This is a genomic window from Paenibacillus sp. PAMC21692, from assembly GCF_014303795.1.
GTDB lineage: Bacteria > Bacillota > Bacilli > Paenibacillales > Paenibacillaceae > Pristimantibacillus > Pristimantibacillus agaridevorans.
The window spans coordinates 216,364-237,762 of record NZ_CP060293.1 but is presented as its reverse complement, the minus strand read 5'-3'; the positions used below and the strand labels follow the sequence as shown (position 1 = coordinate 237,762).

Annotated in this window: 13 protein-coding genes; 9 read left to right on the top strand and 4 right to left on the bottom strand. The window is 54.9% G+C overall.

Going from position 1 to position 21,399, the window contains the following annotated elements; genetic code table 11:
• The first annotated feature begins 4 nt into the window (after positions 1-4).
• The 3 genes from H7F31_RS01020 (at position 5) to H7F31_RS01010 (ending at position 4,420) form a co-directional block, all read left to right on the top strand.
• Positions 5-874 carry a carbohydrate ABC transporter permease gene (locus tag H7F31_RS01020; RefSeq protein ID WP_187102625.1) on the top strand — a complete coding sequence of 290 codons (870 nt, stop codon included), beginning with the start codon at positions 5-7 and terminating at the stop codon, positions 872-874.
• 88 nt (positions 875-962) lie between these two features.
• Positions 963-2,534: an extracellular solute-binding protein gene (locus tag H7F31_RS01015; protein WP_187102624.1), complete on the top strand. Its 1,572-nt coding sequence runs from the start codon at positions 963-965 to the stop codon at positions 2,532-2,534.
• A gap of 77 nt (positions 2,535-2,611) precedes the next feature.
• Positions 2,612-4,420 carry a glycoside hydrolase family 20 zincin-like fold domain-containing protein gene (locus tag H7F31_RS01010; protein ID WP_187102623.1) on the top strand — a complete coding sequence of 603 codons (1,809 nt, stop codon included), beginning with the start codon at positions 2,612-2,614 and terminating at the stop codon, positions 4,418-4,420.
• A 1,111-nt stretch (positions 4,421-5,531) separates the two neighbouring features.
• On the opposite strand, the gene H7F31_RS01005 is transcribed toward H7F31_RS01010, so the two are convergent.
• Both H7F31_RS01005 and H7F31_RS01000 read right to left on the bottom strand, forming a co-directional pair.
• On the bottom strand, positions 5,532-7,199 hold the full coding sequence (locus H7F31_RS01005; RefSeq protein WP_187102622.1) for a carbohydrate-binding family 9-like protein: 1,668 nt from the start codon (positions 7,197-7,199) through the stop codon (positions 5,532-5,534).
• Positions 7,200-7,381: 182 nt separating this feature from the next.
• Positions 7,382-10,009, bottom strand: coding sequence for an EAL domain-containing protein (locus tag H7F31_RS01000; protein ID WP_187102621.1), 2,628 nt, complete (start codon positions 10,007-10,009; stop codon positions 7,382-7,384).
• A 190-nt stretch (positions 10,010-10,199) separates the two neighbouring features.
• Between H7F31_RS01000 and H7F31_RS00995 the strand changes: the two genes are divergently transcribed.
• Both H7F31_RS00995 and H7F31_RS00990 read left to right on the top strand, forming a co-directional pair.
• Positions 10,200-10,682, top strand: a complete 483-nt coding sequence (locus tag H7F31_RS00995; protein ID WP_261800256.1) for a MarR family winged helix-turn-helix transcriptional regulator — start codon at positions 10,200-10,202, stop codon at positions 10,680-10,682.
• Between the two features lie 27 nt (positions 10,683-10,709).
• Positions 10,710-13,907, top strand: coding sequence for an MMPL family transporter (locus H7F31_RS00990; protein ID WP_187102620.1), 3,198 nt, complete (start codon positions 10,710-10,712; stop codon positions 13,905-13,907).
• A gap of 109 nt (positions 13,908-14,016) precedes the next feature.
• Here H7F31_RS00990 and H7F31_RS00985 read toward each other — a convergent pair whose 3' ends face one another.
• Positions 14,017-15,576, bottom strand: a complete 1,560-nt coding sequence (locus H7F31_RS00985; protein ID WP_187101891.1) for an IS1182 family transposase — start codon at positions 15,574-15,576, stop codon at positions 14,017-14,019.
• A 263-nt stretch (positions 15,577-15,839) separates the two neighbouring features.
• Here H7F31_RS00985 and H7F31_RS00980 point away from each other — a divergent pair, with 263 nt between their 5' ends.
• From H7F31_RS00980 to bcp, 3 genes are all read left to right on the top strand, one after another.
• Positions 15,840-16,946, top strand: a complete 1,107-nt coding sequence (locus H7F31_RS00980) for an asparaginase (RefSeq protein ID WP_187102619.1) — start codon at positions 15,840-15,842, stop codon at positions 16,944-16,946.
• Positions 16,936-17,655, top strand: a complete 720-nt coding sequence (locus tag H7F31_RS00975) for a VOC family protein (RefSeq protein ID WP_187102618.1) — start codon at positions 16,936-16,938, stop codon at positions 17,653-17,655. Before H7F31_RS00980 ends, H7F31_RS00975 begins: the two co-directional genes overlap by 11 nt.
• Before the next feature lie 78 nt (positions 17,656-17,733).
• Positions 17,734-18,204: a thioredoxin-dependent thiol peroxidase gene (gene bcp, locus H7F31_RS00970; RefSeq protein ID WP_187102617.1), complete on the top strand. Its 471-nt coding sequence runs from the start codon at positions 17,734-17,736 to the stop codon at positions 18,202-18,204.
• 102 nt (positions 18,205-18,306) lie between these two features.
• Here the strand turns inward: bcp and H7F31_RS00965 are convergent, their stop codons facing one another.
• Positions 18,307-20,169, bottom strand: coding sequence for an LTA synthase family protein (locus H7F31_RS00965; RefSeq protein WP_187102616.1), 1,863 nt, complete (start codon positions 20,167-20,169; stop codon positions 18,307-18,309).
• Between the two features lie 191 nt (positions 20,170-20,360).
• Between H7F31_RS00965 and H7F31_RS00960 the strand changes: the two genes are divergently transcribed.
• Positions 20,361-21,332: a M15 family metallopeptidase gene (locus H7F31_RS00960; protein WP_187102615.1), complete on the top strand. Its 972-nt coding sequence runs from the start codon at positions 20,361-20,363 to the stop codon at positions 21,330-21,332.
• Positions 21,333-21,399: the final 67 nt, after the last annotated feature.

Here is a 21,399-nt window from a genome sequence, read left to right as displayed (position 1 = left end):
GAAAATGAAGCTGGAGCGATTAAGTTTATATCATGTCGTCAGCACGGCCGTGCTGCTGCTTGTCGTCGTCGTGACGTTATATCCGTTCCTTCACATGCTTGCGGTATCCTTGAGCGGCGACGCGTACGTGATGAGAAACGAAGTAACGATTTTGCCCAAAGGCTTGAATTTCAACATGTACGAGATCGTGCTTGGCGACCCCAAGATGTGGAACGCCATCAAAAACACGGTTGTTTATACGGCGGTTGGCACAACCATCGCGTTGATCGTCACCTCGATGGGCGCCTACTCGCTGTCGCGCACGAATATGGCGTTTCGCAAAGGACTTATGATGATGATCGTGTTCACGATGTTTTTCGGAGGCGGCATGATCCCGACCTTTCTCGTCGTTCGTTCGCTGGGCTTCGTCGATACGTTGTGGGGCATGGTTATTCCGGGAGCCGTCAGCACCTGGAACCTGATTTTGATGCGGACCTTCTTCTCCGGCATTCCCAAGGAACTGGAGGAGTCCGGCCGCATGGACGGCCTTAATGACATAGGCATCTTCCTGCGCATTATTGTTCCGTTGTCCAAGGCTTCCTTCGCTACAATCGCCCTTTTCTACGCGGTGGGCTTGTGGAATAATTTCATCTACCCGCTCCTGTACTTGCGTACGCCGGATCTTTTCCCTCTGCAGGTGCTCCTGCGGAACCTGGTCCTGGCCGGTAGCGTCAGCTCGGGAGACGTAACCCGAATTGGAGGTGATAATCAAATCGTTGAGGAATCGTTAAAGTACGCGACCATTATGGTTTCGACGCTTCCGATTCTCATAGTGTATCCTTTTATTCAGAAGTATTTCGTCAAGGGGGCCATGATCGGGGCGGTCAAAGGCTGACGTTCCTTTGCTCCGGCTGGCAAGGTGCGGGGGAACCCGCGCTTGGCATTCGCAATCTATCAACCATTATTTAAGGGGAGTTGGTACTATGAAAAAATCGTTAGCGCTCATTCTATCCGCATTTTTAGCGGCTTCGTCGCTCGTTGCATGCTCGAGCAACGGCAGCAATAACGGCAACGGCGCCACGGGAGGCAACGCAAGCTCACAACCGTCCGCTACGGCAGACGGGGGCCAGTCCGCGCCGGTTGACAAGACATTTACCGCGCTGCTCGACAACAACGCAACGTTCCCGTATTCGGAAGATTGGCCGATCTGGAAGTGGCTCAAGGAGAAAACCGGCGTGACGCTCAACGTGCAGACGCCTTCCGGCAAACTGGGCGAATCGCTAAACCTCGTAGTTGCATCCAAGACAATGCCCGACTTGATGTATATGCCGAACCGCCGCGAATCCAATAAATTCGGGCAGGACGGAGCGCTCGTGGACATTATGCAATATGTCGACGGGATGCCGAATCTCAAGAAATGGATTGAGCAATATCCGGAGGAAGCAAAAGCCGCTTTATCCCACGATGGAAAGATGTACATGTTCCCGAACCAAGGATTCGGCGAAACGAATCGCATGATCTGGCTGTATCGCGAGGATGTATTCGCGAAGGAAGGCTTGGCGGCTCCGAAGACGTACGACGAGCTTTACGAGTCGCTAAAGACGCTGAAAGCCAAGTACCCGGACAGCTACCCGTTGTCGATCCGCTACGGCCAAATCCCGGATGAGATGAATACGAATATGACGGTTAACTTCGAGACGGGCGAAGGCGCATACTTCGATTTCGATGCGAAGGAGTGGCGTTACGGTCCGGTAGAGGACAACTACAAAGCAATGGTCGGCATGTGGAAAAAGTTCTACGACGAGGGACTCATTCCGCCGGACTTCCTCTCTCTGCAGACGAAGCAGTGGCAGGACATGATGTCGACCGGCCAAGCGTTCGTGACGATCGACTACATCAGCCGCGTTGACTTCTTTAACAATGCCATGCAGAAGGAGAATCCGGAATTCAACATGCAATTTATGGCGCCGCCGGCGGGATTGCCGGGAGGCAAGCAGCAGAATCCGTACTTCCACTACATGGAAGGCGGCCTGACAGTGGCGTCGACATCCAAAAATATCGAGAGCGTCATGCAGTACATGGACTTCTTCTATTCCGAGGAAGGACGCACGCTCACGAGCTGGGGCGTCGAGGGTGAAACGTTCGATAAGGAAGGCGGAGCGAACAAGTTCAAGCCGGAATTTACGGACGTTACCGAAATGCGCAAGGCGACAGGGCTGCAGACGAGCGGAACGTATACGTGGATCGATTACGATGCGCATCTGTCGTTGTTCTCCGAGGATCTGCAGAAGGCCTATACGGAAGCGGCCAAATACGACCTTCCGGCGATGCAGCCTCGTCCGGCCTTTACGGAGAGCGAAAACGAAATTATCTCGCTGACGGGACAGGCGATCAAGAAGCACCGCGATGAGAGTCTCGCGAAGTTTATTACCGGCTCCAGAAGCTTGGAGGAGTGGGATAAGTATGTGGAGGAGATTAAGAACCTCGGCGTCGACAAGTTGCTGGAGACTTATCGAATCGCTTACGATCGCGTACAAGGCGTGGAGCTGAAATAAGGTGAATGACGCCGGCCCTGTCGTGTAGACGGTTTGCGCCAGGGCCGGCATAGAAGGCGCAATGGAGGAGACCTGGCATGATATCGTTACTACCTCAAGTGAAGAGATTGGAATACAAAGGGGAGGCGGGTTTTTCATGCGAGGGCCCGCTCCTCGTCGAGCTGTCGATGGAGCAGGAGGATCTTCGCCTGGAGAGGCATTGCCGACGCTTGCTGCCCGGTGCGGCTGTTACAGTAGAAACGGGAGCTCCAGGCTATAAGGTCCGGATCTCCCGCGCAGAAGGGGAGACGCCCTGCGCCTTGGATACCGATATGGAGGCAGGGACGGCATCCGTGAGAAAAGAGGGCTACTCCCTGCGAATAGGCGTGGACGGCGCCAGTATCCGGGCTGCGGATGCTCCCCATTTGTATTACGGGCTTCAGACATTCCGCCAGATGATGGAGCAGGGCAATCCCGTCCCTTCCGCGCTCATCGAAGATTGGCCGGACACGGCGATCCGTTGCATGAATTATGATCTGAGGCAGACGTATTCCAAGCCGGAGCGTCTCGTCTCCTATTTAGCGGAATTCGCCCGCTTTAAGATCAACGCGATTTTGATCGAATATGAAGATAAATTCCCGTTCGAGACCTATCCGCATTTGGTGCATCCGAAACACGCATTAAGCAGAGCCCGGTTCGAGGAGTTGAAGCGGGAGGCGGAGGAGCATTATATCGAGATTATTCCGCTGCAGCAGTGCTTCGGCCATCTCGAATACGTGCTGCGCCACGACCGCTATAAGCATTTGCGCGAAACGGAGCAATCGATTGGGGAGCTGTGCCCGTCCCGAGAGGAAGCGTACGAGCTGGTGACGGGTCTGCTCGGGGAGATGATGGATCGTCATCCGGATTCCCGCTATATTCATCTCGGGTGCGACGAGGTGTACAGCTTATGCGAATGCGAGACCTGCCTGGAGCGTTTCGAAGGCGTGCGCGAGCGGGCGTTCATCGCTTTCCTGAACCGGCTGATCGCGTTCGCGGCGGACCGCGGCCGCATTCCGATCTTCTGGCACGACATGCTGGCCAAGTGTCCCGAAGAAGAACTGCGGAAGCTGGACCGTCGCGGCGTTGCGATGATCTGGATCTACAACGGCCGCAACATCGAGGCGGAAGTCTCAGCGATCGCCGATAAGTTCCGCAATCTGGGCGTCGGGGTTATGGGCGCGCCGGCCGTCCGCAGCTTCGATTGGGCGGAGCACCAGAATTACCCCGTGATCGGAAATCGGACCGATAATCTACTGCAATGGGCCGGGACGGCGGAAAAGCTCGACTTCGATTGTGTGGTCGCGACCAACTGGACCGGGCCGTTCAGCCTTGGGGTGCCGTACGGCGTGTTCGAGACGACGTGGTACCCCATGCTGCTGCATGCCGATTTGTTCTGGAACAGAAGCGGCGGCGGCGATTCTGAGACGTTTATCGATCGGTTCCTCCATGCGTTCCACGGCATCGAGCCTTCCGCCGGCCATGCGAAGCTGGGCAACTACAGGCTTGAGGACTATTACGATATGATCCCGAAGCTGCTTGACGAAGTACGGCTGAACCGTGACTATGCGGAGCTGATCGCGGTCATGCGTGATTATGAGACAGCGACGGATCGGTCGCGGGCGATTCACAAGTACGTCTACCGCTGGGAGATTTTTCCCGGCGATGCAGCCGAACGCCGCTCGCTGCTGAACAATTATCAGCGCAACAGGCGGGACCGCGAGGATGTCAGGCCGCGAATGCAGGCCGCGCTGGAGCGTTACCAGCCCGCGGATATGGCCGCGCATTTCGTATTGTCGCGATTTTACCTGCACGATTACTTGGAACGTACAATCTACCGGGAGATAGGCATGAATATGGAGGATTAACGGGGACAATTGCAAAAAGAGCGCCCAATGTCGCCGCGAGCGGATCTGTAACCCGACTTTTTCGGGTTACAGCTCGCAAAGTCGCTCCGCTCGGCTCTGCAACCCGACTTTTTCGGGTTACAGCTCGCAATGTTGCTACGTGCGGCTCTGTAACCCGATTTTTTCGGGTTACAGCTCGCAAAGTCGCTCCGTGCGGCTCAGTAACCCGACTTTTTCGGGTTACAGCTCGCAAAGTCGCTCCATGCGGCTCTGTAACCCGATTTTTTCGGGTTACAGCTCGCAAAGTCGCTCCGTGCGGCTCAGTAACCCGACTTTTTCGGGTTGCAGCTCGCAAAGTCGCTCCGTGCGGCTCAGTAACCCGACTTTTTCGGGTTACAGCTCGCAAAGACGCTCCGTGCGGCTCAGTAAGCCGACTTTGTCGGGTTACTGCTCGCAAAGTCGCTCCGCTCGGCTCAGTAACCCGACTTTTTCGGGTTACAGCTCGCAAAGTCGCTCCGCTCGGCTCAGTAACCCGATTTTTTCGGGTTACAGCTCGCAAAGACGCTCCTTGCGGCTCTGTAACCCGATTTTTTCGGGTTACAGCTCGCAAAGTCGCTCCGTGCGGCTCAGTAACCCGACTTTTTCGGGTTACAGCTCGCAAAGTCGCTCCATGCGGCTCAGTAACCAGACTTTTTCGGGTTACAGCTCGCAAAGTCGCTCCATGCGGCTCAGTAACCCGACTTTTTCGGGTTACAGCTCGCAAAGTCGCTCCATGCGGCTCAGTAACCCGACTTTTTCGGGTTACAGCTCGCAAAGTCGCTCCGTGCGGCTCAGTAACCCGACTTTTTCGGGTTACAGCTAACGGCTCCCGCAAAAGAAAAAACGGGAACGTTCCAGTTTATACGCGAAAGGACCTCGAATTCCACTGTAAAGTCGGGAATGAGGTCCTTTTTCTTGAAAAAATCAAACTTCAAAAGGGCACGAAAATCACAAATCGGCTTTCGGGACAGCCCCCTTATTGTGCTGCTTGCAAGGATTGGCATAGGTTGACCCAAGCGAGAAGGATGCCACGCAATCCAGCATAGCTGCTCCGCTCCGAAGCTGAAGCCGAGGCCGAGGCTGGAGTATGCCGTCAGCCCAATATGAGCCAGCCAAAGTCCTCGCTGCGATGGAAATCGGGCGTGTCCGAACGGACGCGGGACCAGCTGCCGTAATGGGGCTGTGCGGTTTCATCGCCGCATTTGTAGAAGTTGCCGCGCATCCTCGCCCCGGAAATGGGCCGGAAGCTCGGGACCAAGCTTGTAAGCCAGGACATGGGCAAGCGCATGCTGACGCTCCAATACCACTCGCCGGTAATCGGGTCGCGGAGGTTCGTCTCCGCGCGGATATGCAGGGGCGGCATCTCGCCGGGAGCCAGATAGACACGGTCATGCCGATCCTTGCCGAAGCCGGCCAGTATCGTTCCCGCGGCGTTTAACTCCAGGTTCAAGAAACGATCGTCCGTATCGGGAGAGGGCTGCAAGAAAAACTCCAGGCAGCTGTCCGTGTAGACCGGATCGTTCTGCTTTCTATAGCGTACGAGCGGATCGCGCTCGTACGCTCGCAGGCAGATCTGCAGCTCATCCTCCGTGTAGGACACGCTGGCGCGAGCCTTTGGTCCATGTTGATCGGGAAGCCAATGGTAGTGCAGTATAGCGAGCTCTCCGCCATCATGGGCATCCGACCAGGCGCCGTGAGCCGACAGGCGAGCCGGAGGGATGGTCGCGAACGCCTCCGCCCCCGATATCGGCGTCCTTGTGGCAGTATTCCCAATACGCTCCTCTTGTCCGCTCCGGTGGGAGCGGTATATGCCCTCAAGCACCTCGACGATATGCGCAGCCTCTTCCATTGTGCACGAGAGGGAAGTGCCTGTTTCGATAGCGGACAGCAAATCCTCCAGCTGAAGGATAAACGGTTCGGAATCCGAAGGCGTGTCCAAAAGCTCGTAGACCCCTCCATTACTTTTGTAGAGGGCTTGTCCCGTCTCCAGCCGCAACGAACCGTTTGTGAACAGCAGCTCCGTATAGTTGGCGGAGGCTCCCTTGTAGCCGGACTGTACGACTGTGGCCGTTACGCCGTTCTGAAGCCGCAGGTACGCCATGACGCTTCCTTCTACGTCCCCCCGATTTCCATGGTAGGTCATGTTGGCCGTGACCGAGGCAACGGGACTGTCCGCCAGCCAGACGAGCTTGTCTATGGAGTGCGAACCGAGATTGAACGCCATGCCGCCTCCCGACAAGGATTTGCGGAGAAACCAGTCCGGCCGACTCTCGGCGAAATAATCGGCATGTCTCACGTCGTGCACCATGAACAGCTGTCCCAGACCGCCTTCCCGAATCAAGCGGCGGGCATGGAGGTTATGGGCCAAGTAACGCTGCGTATGCCCGACCAGGATCGTAACGCCGCTTAGCCGGGCCTGCACCATAATTTGGCTGCATTCCTCGGTATTCAGCGCCATTGGTTTCTCCAGAAGAACGTGGCAGCCCGCCTGCGCGGCGAAGCAAGCGGCTTCCGCATGCAAGTAATGCGGAAGAGTTACAATGACGATGTCCGGCCGCTCGGTTCTGATCATTTCTTTGTAATCCTCGTAATGCTTGAGCTCGGAGTCGTAACGCTCCGATGCGGCCTGCAGGCGGCCTTTGTCCAGGTCCGCAGCGGCAACGGCTTCAACCCTGCCGCCCGATTCATTTAACTGTCTTAACGCGTCCAAATGGTTTACCGCAATTCCGCCGCATCCTGCCAGCGCTACCCGATATGTCATAGTAACGTACTCCCCCAGTACCTGATTGTGCATCAATGCCAATAGTTTATCATGGAGAGTCGTCCCTGCCTATCGGCTAATTTAGTGATTTATATGCCGTGTTTAAGGAAAATGACAGCCGGGCAATCGGCTGCCTGGCTGTCATTTAGCAGCGCTCCGTGCGAGCGCATGGTTGACCTCATCTACTTCAACAGCTCCTTCAGTTGCTCCGCGGGAAGCGGACGGCTGAACAAATACCCTTGCAGTTCGTCGCAGCGAAGGTCCTTGCAGAATTGCGACTCGTCTGCCGTCTCGACGCCTTCCGCGACGACTTTCATGTTCATGCTGTGCACGAGATCGATAATCGCTTTGACGATGGAGGACTTCTTCTCGTCGCTTGTAATGCCGCGTATGAACGAACGGTCCAGCTTAACGTCGGAGATCGGCAGACGCTGGAGCTGGTTCAGCGAGGAGTAACCCGTGCCGAAGTCGTCAATGGAAATCTGGATCCCCAGCCCGCGCAAATATAAAATCGTCTCGATGACCTGCTCCATATTTCGCATGAACACGCCTTCCGTAATTTCCAGGCTGACATATTGCGGATCCAGTCCTGTATCCGCAAGGCCGCGCTCCACCATTTCTTTGAGGTTGCCCTGAAAGAAGTGACGAGCGGAAATATTAACGGATACGCTGATCTTCTTAAGCCCCGCATCCTGCCATTCTTTGTTCTGCCGGCATGCTTCCCGGAATACCCAGTTGTCGATCTCAAGGATGAAGCCGGATTCCTCCGCAAGCGGAATAAATTTGTCGGGAGGAACCATGCCAAGCTCCGGATGGCTCCAACGGATGAGCGCTTCGATGCCGCATAGCTCGCCGGTTGCCGCGTTCATCTTGGGCTGGTAGTGGAGAGAGAACTGCTCCTCCTTGAGCGCCTTGTACAATCCGTTGTCGATCTGCATTTTCTCTTCAACTAGCGGCGCGAGACTTGGCTTAAAGAATCGGTAATAGCCGTTGCCCTCTTCTTTGGCATGGTACATGGCAATATCCGCGTTGCGGATTACGGTGTCCATATCGGCGCCGTCCTCGGGATACTTGCTGATGCCGACGCTGATCTTGACGAACAGCGGTTTCCCTTCAACAATAAACGGCTCGTCGAAGGAGCTGCAGATGGCGCGCGCCCCTAGCTCAAGCTCCGCTTCGTGCTTGTAGGCGTAGATAAACACGAATTCATCGCCGCCGAGGCGGAAGACGTCGCATTTTTTGCCGGGGTAATTCATAAATCGATGCGCCACGAGCTTTAGCAGCTCGTCGCCAGCAGAATGACCGAGCGTATCGTTGATCTGCTTGAATCGGTTAATATCGGCGAAAAACACGCCGATGCGAAGGCCGCTGCCGGTCGCGTGTTCGAGATCGATTAATTCCTGCAGATGCTTAGTGAAATGCAAGCGGTTCGGCAGTCCCGTCAGCACATCGTAGTAAGCGAGCAGATGGAGCCGCTCTTCGGATTGCTGCAGCAGCTCCGCCTGCGCCTGCAGCCGCTCGTTGCTCATCTGCGTCTCGGTGAACAAGTGACGCAGGTTGCTCGCCATATGCTTGAAGTTCGAGATGAGCGAATGGATCTCCAAAATGTTGCTGCGAGGCCAGTCGGGCTCATGATGCTCCTTCAGCTTAAGCGGCAGATTCGTAGTCGCCCCGGCAAGTCGCTGCAAGCTTCCGGAGATTGTGCGTTGGATGAACAGAGAGAATAGGGCGGCGACGAGGCCGGCTATGGCCAGAAATAGAAGATGAGCCTCATATTTGTTATACAAATAGTTCTGGTAGCTGCTAAGCTGCACTTCGATCAGGATACGGCCGGAGCCATCAAGCAGCGCTTCCTCGTAAAGAAAGTGCTCATCGCCCCATGTCGTCGCGACCAGACTGTGGACACGGGGAGTATGCTCGGAAAATTTAAGCTTGTCCGAGATTCGCAAATAGGTGCGGTTGCTCTCGGGTATTCGACTGTTTCCGAGCAGCGAATGGACGTTGGAAGCGATAACGGTCCCTTTGTTATCGACCAGACTGATATTGAAGAAGCTTGACGAATAACGGTCCATGGCGGCTTGCAACTGCTCCGTACGCTGTTCGATCCAAGGGATATCGGAAGAGGCGTGTTCCCATTCTTTCGAGAGCGCGTAGATGGTTTGTTTGGCCCGAATCTGCACGTTCATGCCGACTTCCTTGAAGGAACTGACGGTGTTGACCATCATATTGAGCAGGAAAGAGATCATAACGATGCCAACCGCAAAGTGGAGGAGAATCTGGCTGAATGTACTTGGCTTGCGGCCGGAATCGAGAAATCCGAGAAGTCGATGTTTGGGCGAATATTGATGAATTATCTCGGCGAACAAAGCGTTGAACAGTCCGTTAATCACGACAATACCAACGAATAGGCGAATATTATCAAAGCCGCCGGCATATTCATGCGCGTAGAAAGCATAGGTTAGCGGGATGCCGAGAATAAACCAGTAAACGGCATCCATCGCGAATAATCGTCCCGGATAACGCCGCAGCAGGAGGCCGACAATGACAACCTCCAGAATGCCCAGAAGGTTAATGAAGGGTTGTCCCAGCCAAATAGAGCCGATGCCGTAAGCGATAGCGGCGACGATTATGCCTCTCCCCGGACCGAACATGCGCAAGGAAATCAGGGTGAACAGACTGGTAAATGTGAAAATAATTCCATATATAAATTGAAATTTGCCCCATTCGCTCAAAATGGCTAGTGCCGTCATTAGGCAAAGCAGCGGAATGTACAGCCCTTGTCCGGGATGATTAGATGAGGAATTAGTCACTTGCGGCCTCCGATGCGGGTTAGTGTTTAAATGTAGAGTTATCCGCTAATTTCACCTATAATTCGACAAAATTTTCTAAAATCCTGCATCCTCCCTACAAATGTGGAAGTTGCATGATGGGACGATCATCTGGTATAGTTCTACTATCGAATAGTTAGACAGTAGAACTAAATGGTGGAGGTAAGAAAAATTGTCGAATAACTGTCATGGCGACATGATCAAAGAATTGATCCACAGGTACGAACGCGCCCACTTTACCGTAGAACGGAAATTGTACGCGCTGCTCAAGGATTTGATGCCGGCAGAACTCACCGTGGATCAATTCAACATGATCAGGTTTATGCAATTCAACGGGCGCAGCACGCCTTCCGAGCTGGCCGAGGTATTCGGCGTGGGCAAGAGCTCCATCACGGCGATCATCTCTCGTTTGTCCGATAAGGGGTTTATCCGCAGATTATCCGAAGAGAGCGACCGCCGAATCGTCATTCTGACCCTCACGGAGGAAGGGAAGATGCTGTGCGAGTCGATAGATGCGCGTGTAGAAGCAATGTTGGCGGATATTATGAATCATTTTGAGGGGGAGGAGGCTGAGCGGTTCATCTCTACCTTCGAGAAGCTGGCGGACGTGATGGCGGGCACGGCGGGACTCGGGAACAATGAGGGCAAGGAATAGAAAGATAGAGGGAGAGGGAGTGGAAACATGAGGTATGTACTGAAATTCAAGTGGCTTGTATTGGCGTTATGGGTGGTCGCGGCGGCCGGATTGATGCTTACCGCTCCGAACATGGCGGAGCTGGTCCGGACGAAGGGGCAGATTACGGTGCCGGACGGCTATTCCTCCAAGCTTGCGGGCGAACTCGCTGCGGAGATCGGAGCAGCGGCAGGAGCGGAGGGAGAGGCCGGAGGCATGTCCACGGTGCTTATCTTCCATAAGGAAGGAGGGCTTGGCGAAGAGGGCCTGGCGGAGGCGAAGGCCACCATCGGAAGACTGGCAGGCGAAGAGGGCAAGGCGCTCGGCATACTCGACCTGACGACCCACTTCGATATTCCCGAGCTGGCGGATCAGATGGTGTCGGAAGACGGCAGTACCGTGCTGGCCCTGCTGAATGTCAGCGCGGGCGACCGCGGGCTCGGGACCGTGCGCGACGAGTTGTACGCGGCCATCGATAACGTATCGCTGGACCACTACTATACGGGCGAGTGGATCATTAGCGAAGACGTGGTGCAGAGCTCGGAGGAAGGGCTTAAGAAGACGGAGTATATTACGGTAGGTTTCATTCTGGTCATCCTGTTTATCGTGTTCCGTTCCGCCGCTGCGCCGCTCGTGCCGCTGCTGGCGGTAGGCTTCAGTTATCTGGTGTCGCAGTCCATCGTTTCCTTCCTTGTGGAATACGCGGACTTCCCGCTGTCAAACTTCACCCAGATCTTCTTGGTGGCCGTTTTATTCGGTATCGGGACGGATTACTGCATCCTGCTGATCAGCAGGTACAAGGAGGAGCTGGCTCATCGCGGAGACCGTACCGAAGCTATCATTCATACGTACAAGACGGCAGGCAAAACCGTACTCTTCTCCGGGCTGGCCGTCCTCGTCGGATTTGCCTCCATCGGCTTCTCGACGTTCGTCTTGTACCAGTCCGCCGTTGCGGTCGCGGTGGGCATCGTCATCCTGCTGCTGGCGCTGTTTACGCTGGTGCCGTTTTTCCTCTCGGCGCTCGGCAACGCGCTGTTCTGGCCGGCAAAGGGGTCGCTGGAGCACAAGCAAAGCCGTCTTTGGGGCTCGGTGGGCAGCTTCTCGCTGCGCCGTCCGGTATGGGCGCTTGTCATTCTGCTCGTGCTGATCGTGCCGTTTCTCGCGGCGTATAAGGGCACGATCTCCTTTAACTCGCTTGACGAGATCGGGGAGAAATACGATTCTGTCAAAGGTTTTAATGTTATAGCAGAGGGCTTTAGCCCCGGCGAGACGCTGCCGACGGACGTCATCGTAAAGTCGGAGCGGCCGCTGGATACGCCGGAAGGACTTGCGGCGCTCGAGCAAGTAAGCCGCGAGCTCTCCAAGGTAGAAGGCGTGCAGACGGTTCGCAGCGCGACTCGTCCGACGGGGCAAGTGCTGGAGGACTTCCTCGTCTCCGATCAGGTGCTGACGCTCGACGATGGTCTCGGCAAGAGCGGAGACGGATTGAGCGAGATCAGCAGCGGTCTGGCGGAAGCCCGCAGCGCGCTGGGAGATAACGCGCCGAAGCTTGCGGAGGCGGCGGACGGCGCAGGTCAGCTTGCAGCGGGCACGGAGGAGCTGCGAGAGGGCTTGAACCAGCTAGCGGCGGGATTGCGCGCCATCGAGCAGGGGCTGAAAGACGGCTCGGCTGGCGCCCGGGAGCTGACGGCGGGCTTGGAACAGGCGCGGGCGAGCGCCCAAGAGCTGGCTGCGGCCCATGCGCAGCTGTTGAGCGGCTATGAAGGCATCGGCGGCGGCTTGTCCGGGCTGAGCGCTGGCTACGAGGCTGTTGCCGACCAGAGCGGTAAGCTGGCGGAAGGGCTCTCTGGCGTATCCGGAGGACTGGACGCTCTTGGCGACAAATATCCAGAGCTAAAGGAAGACCCGGCGTATCAAGAGACGCTGCTTGCGGTAGCGGGCTTGCAGCAAGGCGCGGTACAGCTTGGAGCCGGCCTTAAGGAGCTGAACGCCCAACTGGCAGGCGTGGCGGGCGGCATGGCGCAGGCAAACGCAGGCTACAAGCAAGCTGCCGACGGCCAGGCGGCGCTTGCGGCCGGACTCGGCGAATTGGCGAAAGGCATTGCGGAGCTGCAAGGCGGCATCGCACAGGCGGCAGCGGGCCAAGGCGCCATCGTGGACCAAATCCCGGGCGTGACGCAAGGGCTCGGCGAGCTGGCATCCGGCCAGCAGGAGCTGCAAGCGGGTTTTGCTTCGCTAAACGATCAGCTTGGCGAACTAACGAGCGGTCTCGACCAGAGCGTCGACGGCTTGACGCAAGTGACGGACGGCTTGGCTTCGGCGGGCGGCTATCTGCAAAGCCTGGCAGGCGCTCCAGACAAGGAGCTGACGGGTTGGTACATCCCGCAGGAAGCGATCGACGACGAGCAATTCCAATCGTCGCTGGATGTGTATATGTCACCGGATCGGATGACGGCGAAGTTCGATGTTATTTTCGACAGCAATCCGTATTCGGAGGCAACCATGGAGGAGATTCCGGCGCTGGAAGCGGCCGTCGATCGTGCGCTGCGGGGTACGGCTTTTGAGGAAGCGGTGACCGCCATCGGCGGCGTAACGAGCATGAACCACGATCTCGACACGATCTCGAACGCGGACTATTCGCGGACCGTCGTCCTGATGCTGGTCGGCATTACGCTTATTCTCATCGTGCTGTTCCGTTCCATAGTAATCCCGGCATACGTCGTATTATCGTTGATCGTTACGTATTATACGTCTCTGGCGATCACGGAGCTGATCTTCGTGCGTATATTCGACTTGTCCGGCATCAGCTGGGCCGTGCCGTTTTTCGGCTTCGTGCTGCTCGTCGCGCTTGGCGTCGATTACAGTATCTTCTTGATGGACCGGTTCCGCGAATTCCGCCATCTGGAGCCGAAGCAAGCCATCTTGGAAGCGATGAAGAACATGGGCGGAGTCATTATGTCGGCAGCCGTTATTTTGGGCGGAACATTTGCGGCTATGCTGCCTTCGGGCGTTATGTCGCTGCTTCAGATCGCGACGATGGTTTTGTGCGGGTTGTTCCTGTACGCGCTCGTCATGCTGCCGCTTTTTATTCCGGTCATGGTCCGAGTTTTCGGAGAAGCCAACTGGTGGCCGTTCATGAGGAACGACAAGGAAGCCGGATACAGTCTGCGCGAGAAGGAAGCGTTTGTTCATAGCCACAAGGAATAGTAATGCGTCAATGATAAGGGGCTGTCTCAAAAGTAAGATCGTTCGCTTATGTAATAGCTCACTTGATGAATGAAGCGTCTAAAATGGAAAAATGGTGGTGCTAGGGAGGCTATCCCTGCACCACCATTTCTGCTTTTTGGTCTATTGCCGCCTTCTTGAGCAAATTGTGGGCGAGCGAAAGCCACCCGACCTCTAGGCTCACTTTTGGCAGGCCTCGAAGCAGAAAACGTCTGAATCCGCGGTTATTCTTTATTTGCCCGAATACACTTTCCGGCTCAATCATCCTTCGAACCGAGAGGGCGTACCCGTCCTCACTTCTGAGCTTCTCGCGTGCTCGCTGCTTGTAACTTAAATACTTCATACTTACACTGATTTCGCGATTTCCTTTCGCTTTCGTGCACAATTCCTTAAACGGACAACCCTCGCAACTCTCGCTCCGATAGTGCCGCTTCCTTAGCTCATACCCACTTTCCGATTTCTCCTTGCTTTCATAACGGAATAATAGTTTTCGTCCTGCGGCGCACGTCCACGTGTCTTCGATCTCGTTGTACTGCCAATTATCCAGCTTACTGATGTCTTGCTTCCATTTCTTCGATTTTTCCTTATGGTAGGTGCTGTACTTCACTAATGCTTCCAGTTGTTCGCTTTCCAAATAGGCGTAGTTTTCCTCACCACCGTATCCAGCGTCCGCAATAACCGTTTTCGGCAACTTGCCGAGCGCTGCTTTGACCTTCTCCAAGTGAGGTTTTAGGCATCGCGTATCGGTCGGACGTTGGTGCAAGCTGTACCCGATAATGAACTGGTTCTCTGTTCCGATCTGCACATTGTAGCCAGGCTTAAGCTGACCATTACGCATATGATCTTCTTTCATTCGCATGAATGTGGCGTCATGATCAGTCTTGCTAAAGCTGTTCCGATCTCCGAGAATCTCTTGCTGGGTCTCGTATTTCTGCAGACGAGGCAACAGGTCCTTACGAAGGGCGCGTACCGCTTTTTTAAGGGGCTTATCCTTCGGCCGAGTTTGCAGGTTGGCTTCCAATTGCTGAACGGCCGATTCCAATTTCTCGCTGGTCAACTCGGATGCTTCGCCTAGCTCCGCAAGATCCTGTCCGGCCTGCTCCTGATCTTCTTGTTTTTCAGTCGCTTCAATGGTGGCAAACAACGTTTTTACTTTTTCCTGGAGCTTCGCTTTCTGCTTCACGACTGCCTTACCCCAGACAAACGTGTACCGATTCGCGTTCGCTTCGATTTTTGTGCCATCTACAAAGTAATGCTCAAGCTTCACATATTTCTCAGCAGCAAGAAATTGAAGCACACCAGTGAAGACCGTCTCCAATATGTCTTTCATCCGCTCGGAGCGAAAGCGATTGATGGTCCGGAAGTCTGGGCGTTGTCTGCCGGCAATCCACATAAACATGATATTTTCACGGACCGCCTTGGCAATCTGCCGAGAAGAGTAGATCCGCTGTGTATAGGCATAAATGATGACTTTGGTGAGCATTTTGGGATGGTAGCTGTCTCTTCCTCCACCGGGGTAAGCATCCCTGAAGATCTTGTCATCTAAGCGATTGACAGCCTCATTGACTACACGAACGAGGTGATTGGGAGGAATGTCGTCCTCCAAGTCCATTGGCAGATGAAGTTGGTCCATGGTATATTGAATGTACAAAAGAAACCTCTCCTTTGGTATGTGGTTGGGTGGTACCTCCATTTTACCAAGGAAAGGTTTCTTTTTGTTTTACAATTTAGAGAAAAGGGGGGGCCTTTAGTCAACTGACGATGACTTTTGGGACAGCCCCTTCGGCGTGCTTCCCGCTCGCAATTGAAGGGCATTCTGTGCCCTTGGCTGCTTAGACAAAGCGGCGGCAGGAGTAGTAAGATAGGAGCATGGGCAAGCTTCACAGGAAAGGTTGAGGAAGGAGGGCTGCTTGCATGAAGCGGATTTTGGTTATATTTACAGGAGGGACGATCGGCAGTAAGGCGGAGGGGAAATCCATCAACGTACACGACTCCGGTTCCTATGCGCTGCTGGAGGCCTACCGCAATACGGATGAGGTCCGGAAAGATGTCGAGCTGTCAACGCTCGAACCTCTTAATTTGCTCAGCGAGAACTTGACGACGGGTGATTGGCGGACGTTGGCCGTTGCCATTCGGAACGCCGACCCAGGCTCTTACGACGGTCTCATCGTGACGCATGGTTCGGATACGCTGGCTTACACGGCGGCGATGTTCAGCTACTTGTTTGCCGGGGTCGGCGTGCCGATCGTGTTTACCGCAAGCAATTATCCTATTGCGGATCGGCGTGCTAACGGACTGCGCAATTTGGCGGGGGCCATCGACTTCGTCGTGGAAGAAGCGTTGCCCGGCGTATTCGCCGTCTACGAGAACGATCGCGGAGAGATGCTCGTCTATCTCGGTACGAGGCTTGCGCAATGCGAGTCGTTTACGGATCAATTCCGCAGCCCGTACGATCTTCCTTACGGCGTAATGGAAAACCGGCGGTTCGTATGGCGGGATGACGCAAGGAATCCTAAACCGGATAGGCTATCGGGAGGATCGAAAGCCGCGCTATCGCCTCCGCTTCCATGGGAGTCGGAGAAATTGAGCTTGGACGATTCCGTCTTGTACATACGTCCTTATCCGGGCTTGAACTATTCGCTGTACGAATGGAGCGGTCGGAAGCCCAGCGCCATACTGCATGATCTTCATCACTCCGGCACGGCGACGGCTCTGCCCGGCGGCCCGTATTCGCTGCCCGCTTTTATCGAGCGTTGCAAAGCTCGCGGGATCGATGTGTACATGAGCCCGCTTAAGGACGCCTCGGCAGCGCTCTACGCCTCGTCGCATGCCTTGATAGAAGCGGGGGGCGTGTTCCTCGAGGGGATCGGGATGGAAGCGGCTCTGACGAAGCTGGTTGCCGTCTACGGCCTTGCGTCGAACGCGGAGCAAGCGCGGACATGGATGACGGAAGCGACATTTGCTTACGAGAAGATTGGCTCCGGCGTCGATTCGGAAGGGGCGGAGACGAATGAAAATTAAGGAAGCGACGTTTTTGACGAAGGAGCCGCTTGGGCTGCTGCCCTTCTATCGGGATGGGCTTCGGTTTCCTGTGGTGACGGCTGAGGAGGAGCAATTGGTCGTCCAGGCGGGAGATACGGCATTGCGTTTCGTTCGGTGGGAGCCGGGAGCTTCGGAGAAAGCGGGAAGCCGTCTGGCACGAAGTTACGAGGGGCAGTCCACTCCTTATTACCACTTCGCGTTCAACATACCGGAGAATAAGCTGGACGAGGCGAAGGGCTGGATCGAGACCGTTACGGAGCTAGGGAAGGAGGCGGGCCGGGATATTTCCCGAAGCGAGGCGTGGAACTCGGACTCCGTCTACTTTATGGACCCGGCGGGCAATATTTTGGAGCTGATCGCAAGACATACGATGGACAATGGCATTCAGCGTCCTTTTGATCCGGATCGGGATGTTCAATGTCTCAGTGAAATCGGATTGCCGACCCGCAACGTGGTTTTGGCGGTTGACCGGTTGGAGGCCATAGGCATCGGGAGCTATCAAGGAAGGAATGACAGCTTTAACCCGGTGGGCGACGAAGAAGGCATGTTCATTGTCGTGCAGCCGGGGAGACGCTGGCACTTCACTAACCTGACGGCGGAGTGTTACCCCTTCGAGGTGTTTGTTGAAGGAGTCGGCAAGCTTCTCCTCGCGGAGGATGAGCAGGGTTTGAAGCTGCAGCGCAATTAAGATCAATCGCGGAGAACACCCGCAGGATGCTTCGCGCTTTTGCGGTTTCTATACAATTACACTAAGGAGGCTGAACTTATGAGTAACGGTATTGTTAGAGTTGGAGAGCTGGTGCCTAATTTTAATCTGCTCGCATCGAACGGGAAGGAAGTATCGCCGGAGGACTATCGCGGGAAGAAGCTTGTCATCTACTTCTATCCGAAGGACATGACGCCTGGCTGTACGGCGGAATCCTGCGATTTCCGGGATTACAATGGAGAGTTCGCGGAGCATAACGCGGAAGTGATCGGCATTAGCCCCGACGATTTAACGTCGCACGAGCAATTCGTATCGGAGCATAAGCTGCCGTTCCTGCTGTTATCGGACACAAATCATGGCGTGGCCGAACTGTTCGGCGTATGGAAGGAGCTTAGCTGGGGCGGCAAGACGTTCCTCGGCGTGGAGCGTTCGACGTTCCTGATCGACGAGGAAGGCAAGCTCATTCGCGAATGGCGCGCCGTCAGCGTCGAGGGCCATGTACAAGAGGTGCTTGAAGCGGTAAAAGGTTAACTTAACTTTACGTTCGCTCGAAAAGTCTCGCTAGCGCAACATGCGCAAACAACAGAGCCCTGCCTCCAATTGGAGGCAGGGCTCTGTTCGCTTATGCGGGATTTATTTTTTCTTCCAGTTCGGCAGAGACTGCACGAAGCTGTCGGACAGATTAAGCAGTTCCAGCGCACGGTCGAATTCCTCTTCGGTCGATTGCTGCTCGTTATTGCCGTTACCCGCTAGCGGGTAATGTTTGCCGTCGTTGAAGCCGCTGCCGGACATAAACAGCTCTTCGCTGCTTAAGAAGGAGCCGGACGGCAAATAATAACGTTGAGGAAGAATGTTGTACGATTGATTGAACAAGTCCTGGCCGAAATGCATCTGATTATCCAGCGGCAGACCAAGCAGGTTGGCGATCGTCGGCAAGATGTCGACTTGTCCGCCAAGCTGGTCATACGTAGCCGGCGCCTCGTCGCCCGGATTAACGACGACAAGCGGTATGTTGATCATATCGGTATACGTGTACTCGCGGCCGTAAATTTCGGCCATCAGGTCCTTCTCGCCGTTGTCGAGCGAGTAGATCGGCAAGCCGAGATGGTCGCCGTACAGCACGATCAGGCTGTTGTCCCAGATGCCGCGGGCCTTCAGGTCGTCGATGAATTCGCCCAGCGCGTGGTCCGCATAGTTTTGCGACTCGATATAGTCGCCCACCAGCGTGCCGTCGAAGCGGTCGGGCAGGTCGATCAGACGTTTCTCCTGCGGTATCGTGTAAGGATGATGCGCCGTCATGGAGATGATCTGCGTATAGAACGGCTTGCCGCTCGCGTTCATGCGGTCAAGCTCCTCGATAGATTTCTTGTACAACATTTCATCGGAGGCGCCGAAGAAGATCGCATCCTCCGTTCCGAAAAATTCGGCATCGTAATAACGATCGAAGCCGATAGCCTTATACAACTCGGCGCGGTTCCAAAACTCAACGACGTTCGTATGGAACGTTGCCGTGTCGTAGCCGACCGACTTCACTAGCTTCGGCAAGCTAGGAAGCTCCTTGCCCGCATACACTTGCGTCGCGGCACCCCGCGGAGGAATGTACAGCGACGTATTGACGACGAACTCCGCATCCGACGTATTGCCTTGGCCGACTTGCTGGTAGAAGTGGGAGAAGTAGCTGTTCTCTTTCACCAGCTTGTTCAAGTTAGGCGTAATTTCTTGACCCTCGATGGACAGGCCCACCAGGAAGTTTTGCATGGATTCCATCTGAAGAATGATCAGGTTTTTGTCTTCCGCCGATCCGAACAGCTTAGGTTCAGCGGGCGGTTGGACGTTCTTTACATTCTGAATCTTCTCTTGCGTAATTTCGGAAGAATCGACATACTGGATTTCTTTGTTAGCCAGAATACGGTAAGCTTCGTAGTTAAGGATGCCCATTTGCTCCGCCTTGACGATTTCGTTCATGCTGGCGCTGTTTGGCAGGACGTTGAACAAGCAAAGCGCCAACGATACGGACAGCACGGCGATCATGACTCTCTTATTCTCCTTGCGAGTGAAGGCTTTTTTAACTTCCTTCGCCTTCCGGCGGAAGAACAGCAGACCGATCATCAGGACAACGTCGATGTAGATCAGCAAATATTGAGGATCCATCAGCGAGAACACGCTGTTCTTTACCGCGGTTACCTGATTGACCTGCTGCAGGGCCGAATAATCGACGATAACGCCGTAATACTTGTAATACATAATGACAGCAAATAGAATAGAAGTCATGGCAAGGTTCGCGATTAGATAGTACGTGAACTTGCGCTTGCTTGCGAACCATTCGATCAGGCTAAAAACGATCAGCACAAAAGGAACTTCCTTAAGAAGGGTTGTCCAGGACGCACCGTCCGGGAAAACGACTGTCCATGCTAAAAAGCTTTTGAGTAGCAGGATGATCGAGAAAAACAATATAGGACGAGTACCGAGCAATCGTCCAGATGCTAGAGTTGACATTAGGAAAGCACCCCTACCTTTCACAGCACAAACAGGCTTATCTCTATCTCTTTTCGAGGAAGCCGCTTTGCTTTTTTCTTTGGCGTTCAGAGAATATTAGTATACTTATTGTAAAGACATTATCATTATGCTCCTTTCTTACACCAAAAGTCAAAAGGCAAAACAGCCCTTAAACTGCAGGAGGAACGAAAATGAGGAAGAAAAAGCCATTTTTGGCGATTGTTTTGACAGGATTTCTATTAGCTGGAGGTTACTTTGTAGCACAGGAATACGGACTATTCGATCCTGCAAGCGGAGCCGCACAGCCGCCCAAGCTGGCTGAGGGCATAGATGATGGAGACGGCCAGGCGGGCGGGGAGCTCGAAGGGGATGTGCCTGGAGCTGGAAACTCCAATACCGGCGGCGGCATCAGCGTGCCGGATCCGGACGGAGGATCGGACAACAAATCAACGGACAAGCCTGCCGAGACGAACAAACCGAAGCCGACTGCAACAACGACCCCGGGAACCGGAAATACACCCGGAGCCAGCGGCGAAGAAGGTATTTCCCGCGGAGAAAACGGGGATATCGCCGTCATCGCGGAGCCGCATAGCGCCACTGCGCTGGTGAACCCGTTCAACAAGCTGCCGGAGGATTACGAGCCGGACGACCTGGTGTACCCTGATGTGAAGTTTATCTTCTCGGAGAAGGTGGAGAAGCGGATGCTTCGGAAGGAAGCCGCCGAGGCGCTCGAGAAGCTGTTCGCCGGAGCGGAAGAGGACGGCATCTATCTGGCCGGCGTATCGGCTTATCGTTCTCACGCGACACAAACGAAGCTGTTCGATCGGTACGTGAAGAGAGACGGCTACGAGAAGGCGAGAACGTACAGCGCCCTCCCGGGTACCAGCGAGCATGAGACGGGACTCGCCGTAGACTTGTCCGGAAGCGATGGCTCTTGCGCGGCAGCCGACTGCTTCGGAGATACCAAGGAAGCGGCATGGCTGGCGAAGCATGCTTCGGAATACGGATTCATCATCAGGTATCCGAAGGGCAAGGACGAAATTACGGGCTACCAGTACGAACCGTGGCATCTTCGTTATGTAGGAGCGGAGCTTGCAGGCGAGCTCGCGTCATCCGGGCTGACCTTGGAAGAGTATTATAATGCGGTTCCGGTAACACAATAAGACTGGAATCCTCCTGCTGTCAGTCCAATAAGGCGCATGACGGAACGGTGATCCGCGCAGGATTCAG

Excerpts from the sequence above, each read along its gene's own strand:
- H7F31_RS01020 (WP_187102625.1), top strand. The coding sequence starts at position 5 with ATGAAGCTGGAGCGATTAAGTTTATATCATGTCGTCAGCACGGCCGTG.
- H7F31_RS01015 (WP_187102624.1), top strand. The coding sequence starts at position 963 with ATGAAAAAATCGTTAGCGCTCATTCTATCCGCATTTTTAGCGGCTTCG.
- H7F31_RS01010 (WP_187102623.1), top strand. The coding sequence starts at position 2,612 with ATGATATCGTTACTACCTCAAGTGAAGAGATTGGAATACAAAGGGGAG.
- H7F31_RS01005 (WP_187102622.1), bottom strand. The coding sequence starts at position 7,199 with ATGACATATCGGGTAGCGCTGGCAGGATGCGGCGGAATTGCGGTAAAC.
- H7F31_RS00990 (WP_187102620.1), top strand. The coding sequence starts at position 10,710 with ATGAGGTATGTACTGAAATTCAAGTGGCTTGTATTGGCGTTATGGGTG.
- H7F31_RS00980 (WP_187102619.1), top strand. The coding sequence starts at position 15,840 with ATGAAGCGGATTTTGGTTATATTTACAGGAGGGACGATCGGCAGTAAG.
- H7F31_RS00975 (WP_187102618.1), top strand. The coding sequence starts at position 16,936 with ATGAAAATTAAGGAAGCGACGTTTTTGACGAAGGAGCCGCTTGGGCTG.
- bcp (WP_187102617.1), top strand. The coding sequence starts at position 17,734 with ATGAGTAACGGTATTGTTAGAGTTGGAGAGCTGGTGCCTAATTTTAAT.
- H7F31_RS00965 (WP_187102616.1), bottom strand. The coding sequence starts at position 20,169 with ATGTCAACTCTAGCATCTGGACGATTGCTCGGTACTCGTCCTATATTG.
- H7F31_RS00960 (WP_187102615.1), top strand. The coding sequence starts at position 20,361 with ATGAGGAAGAAAAAGCCATTTTTGGCGATTGTTTTGACAGGATTTCTA.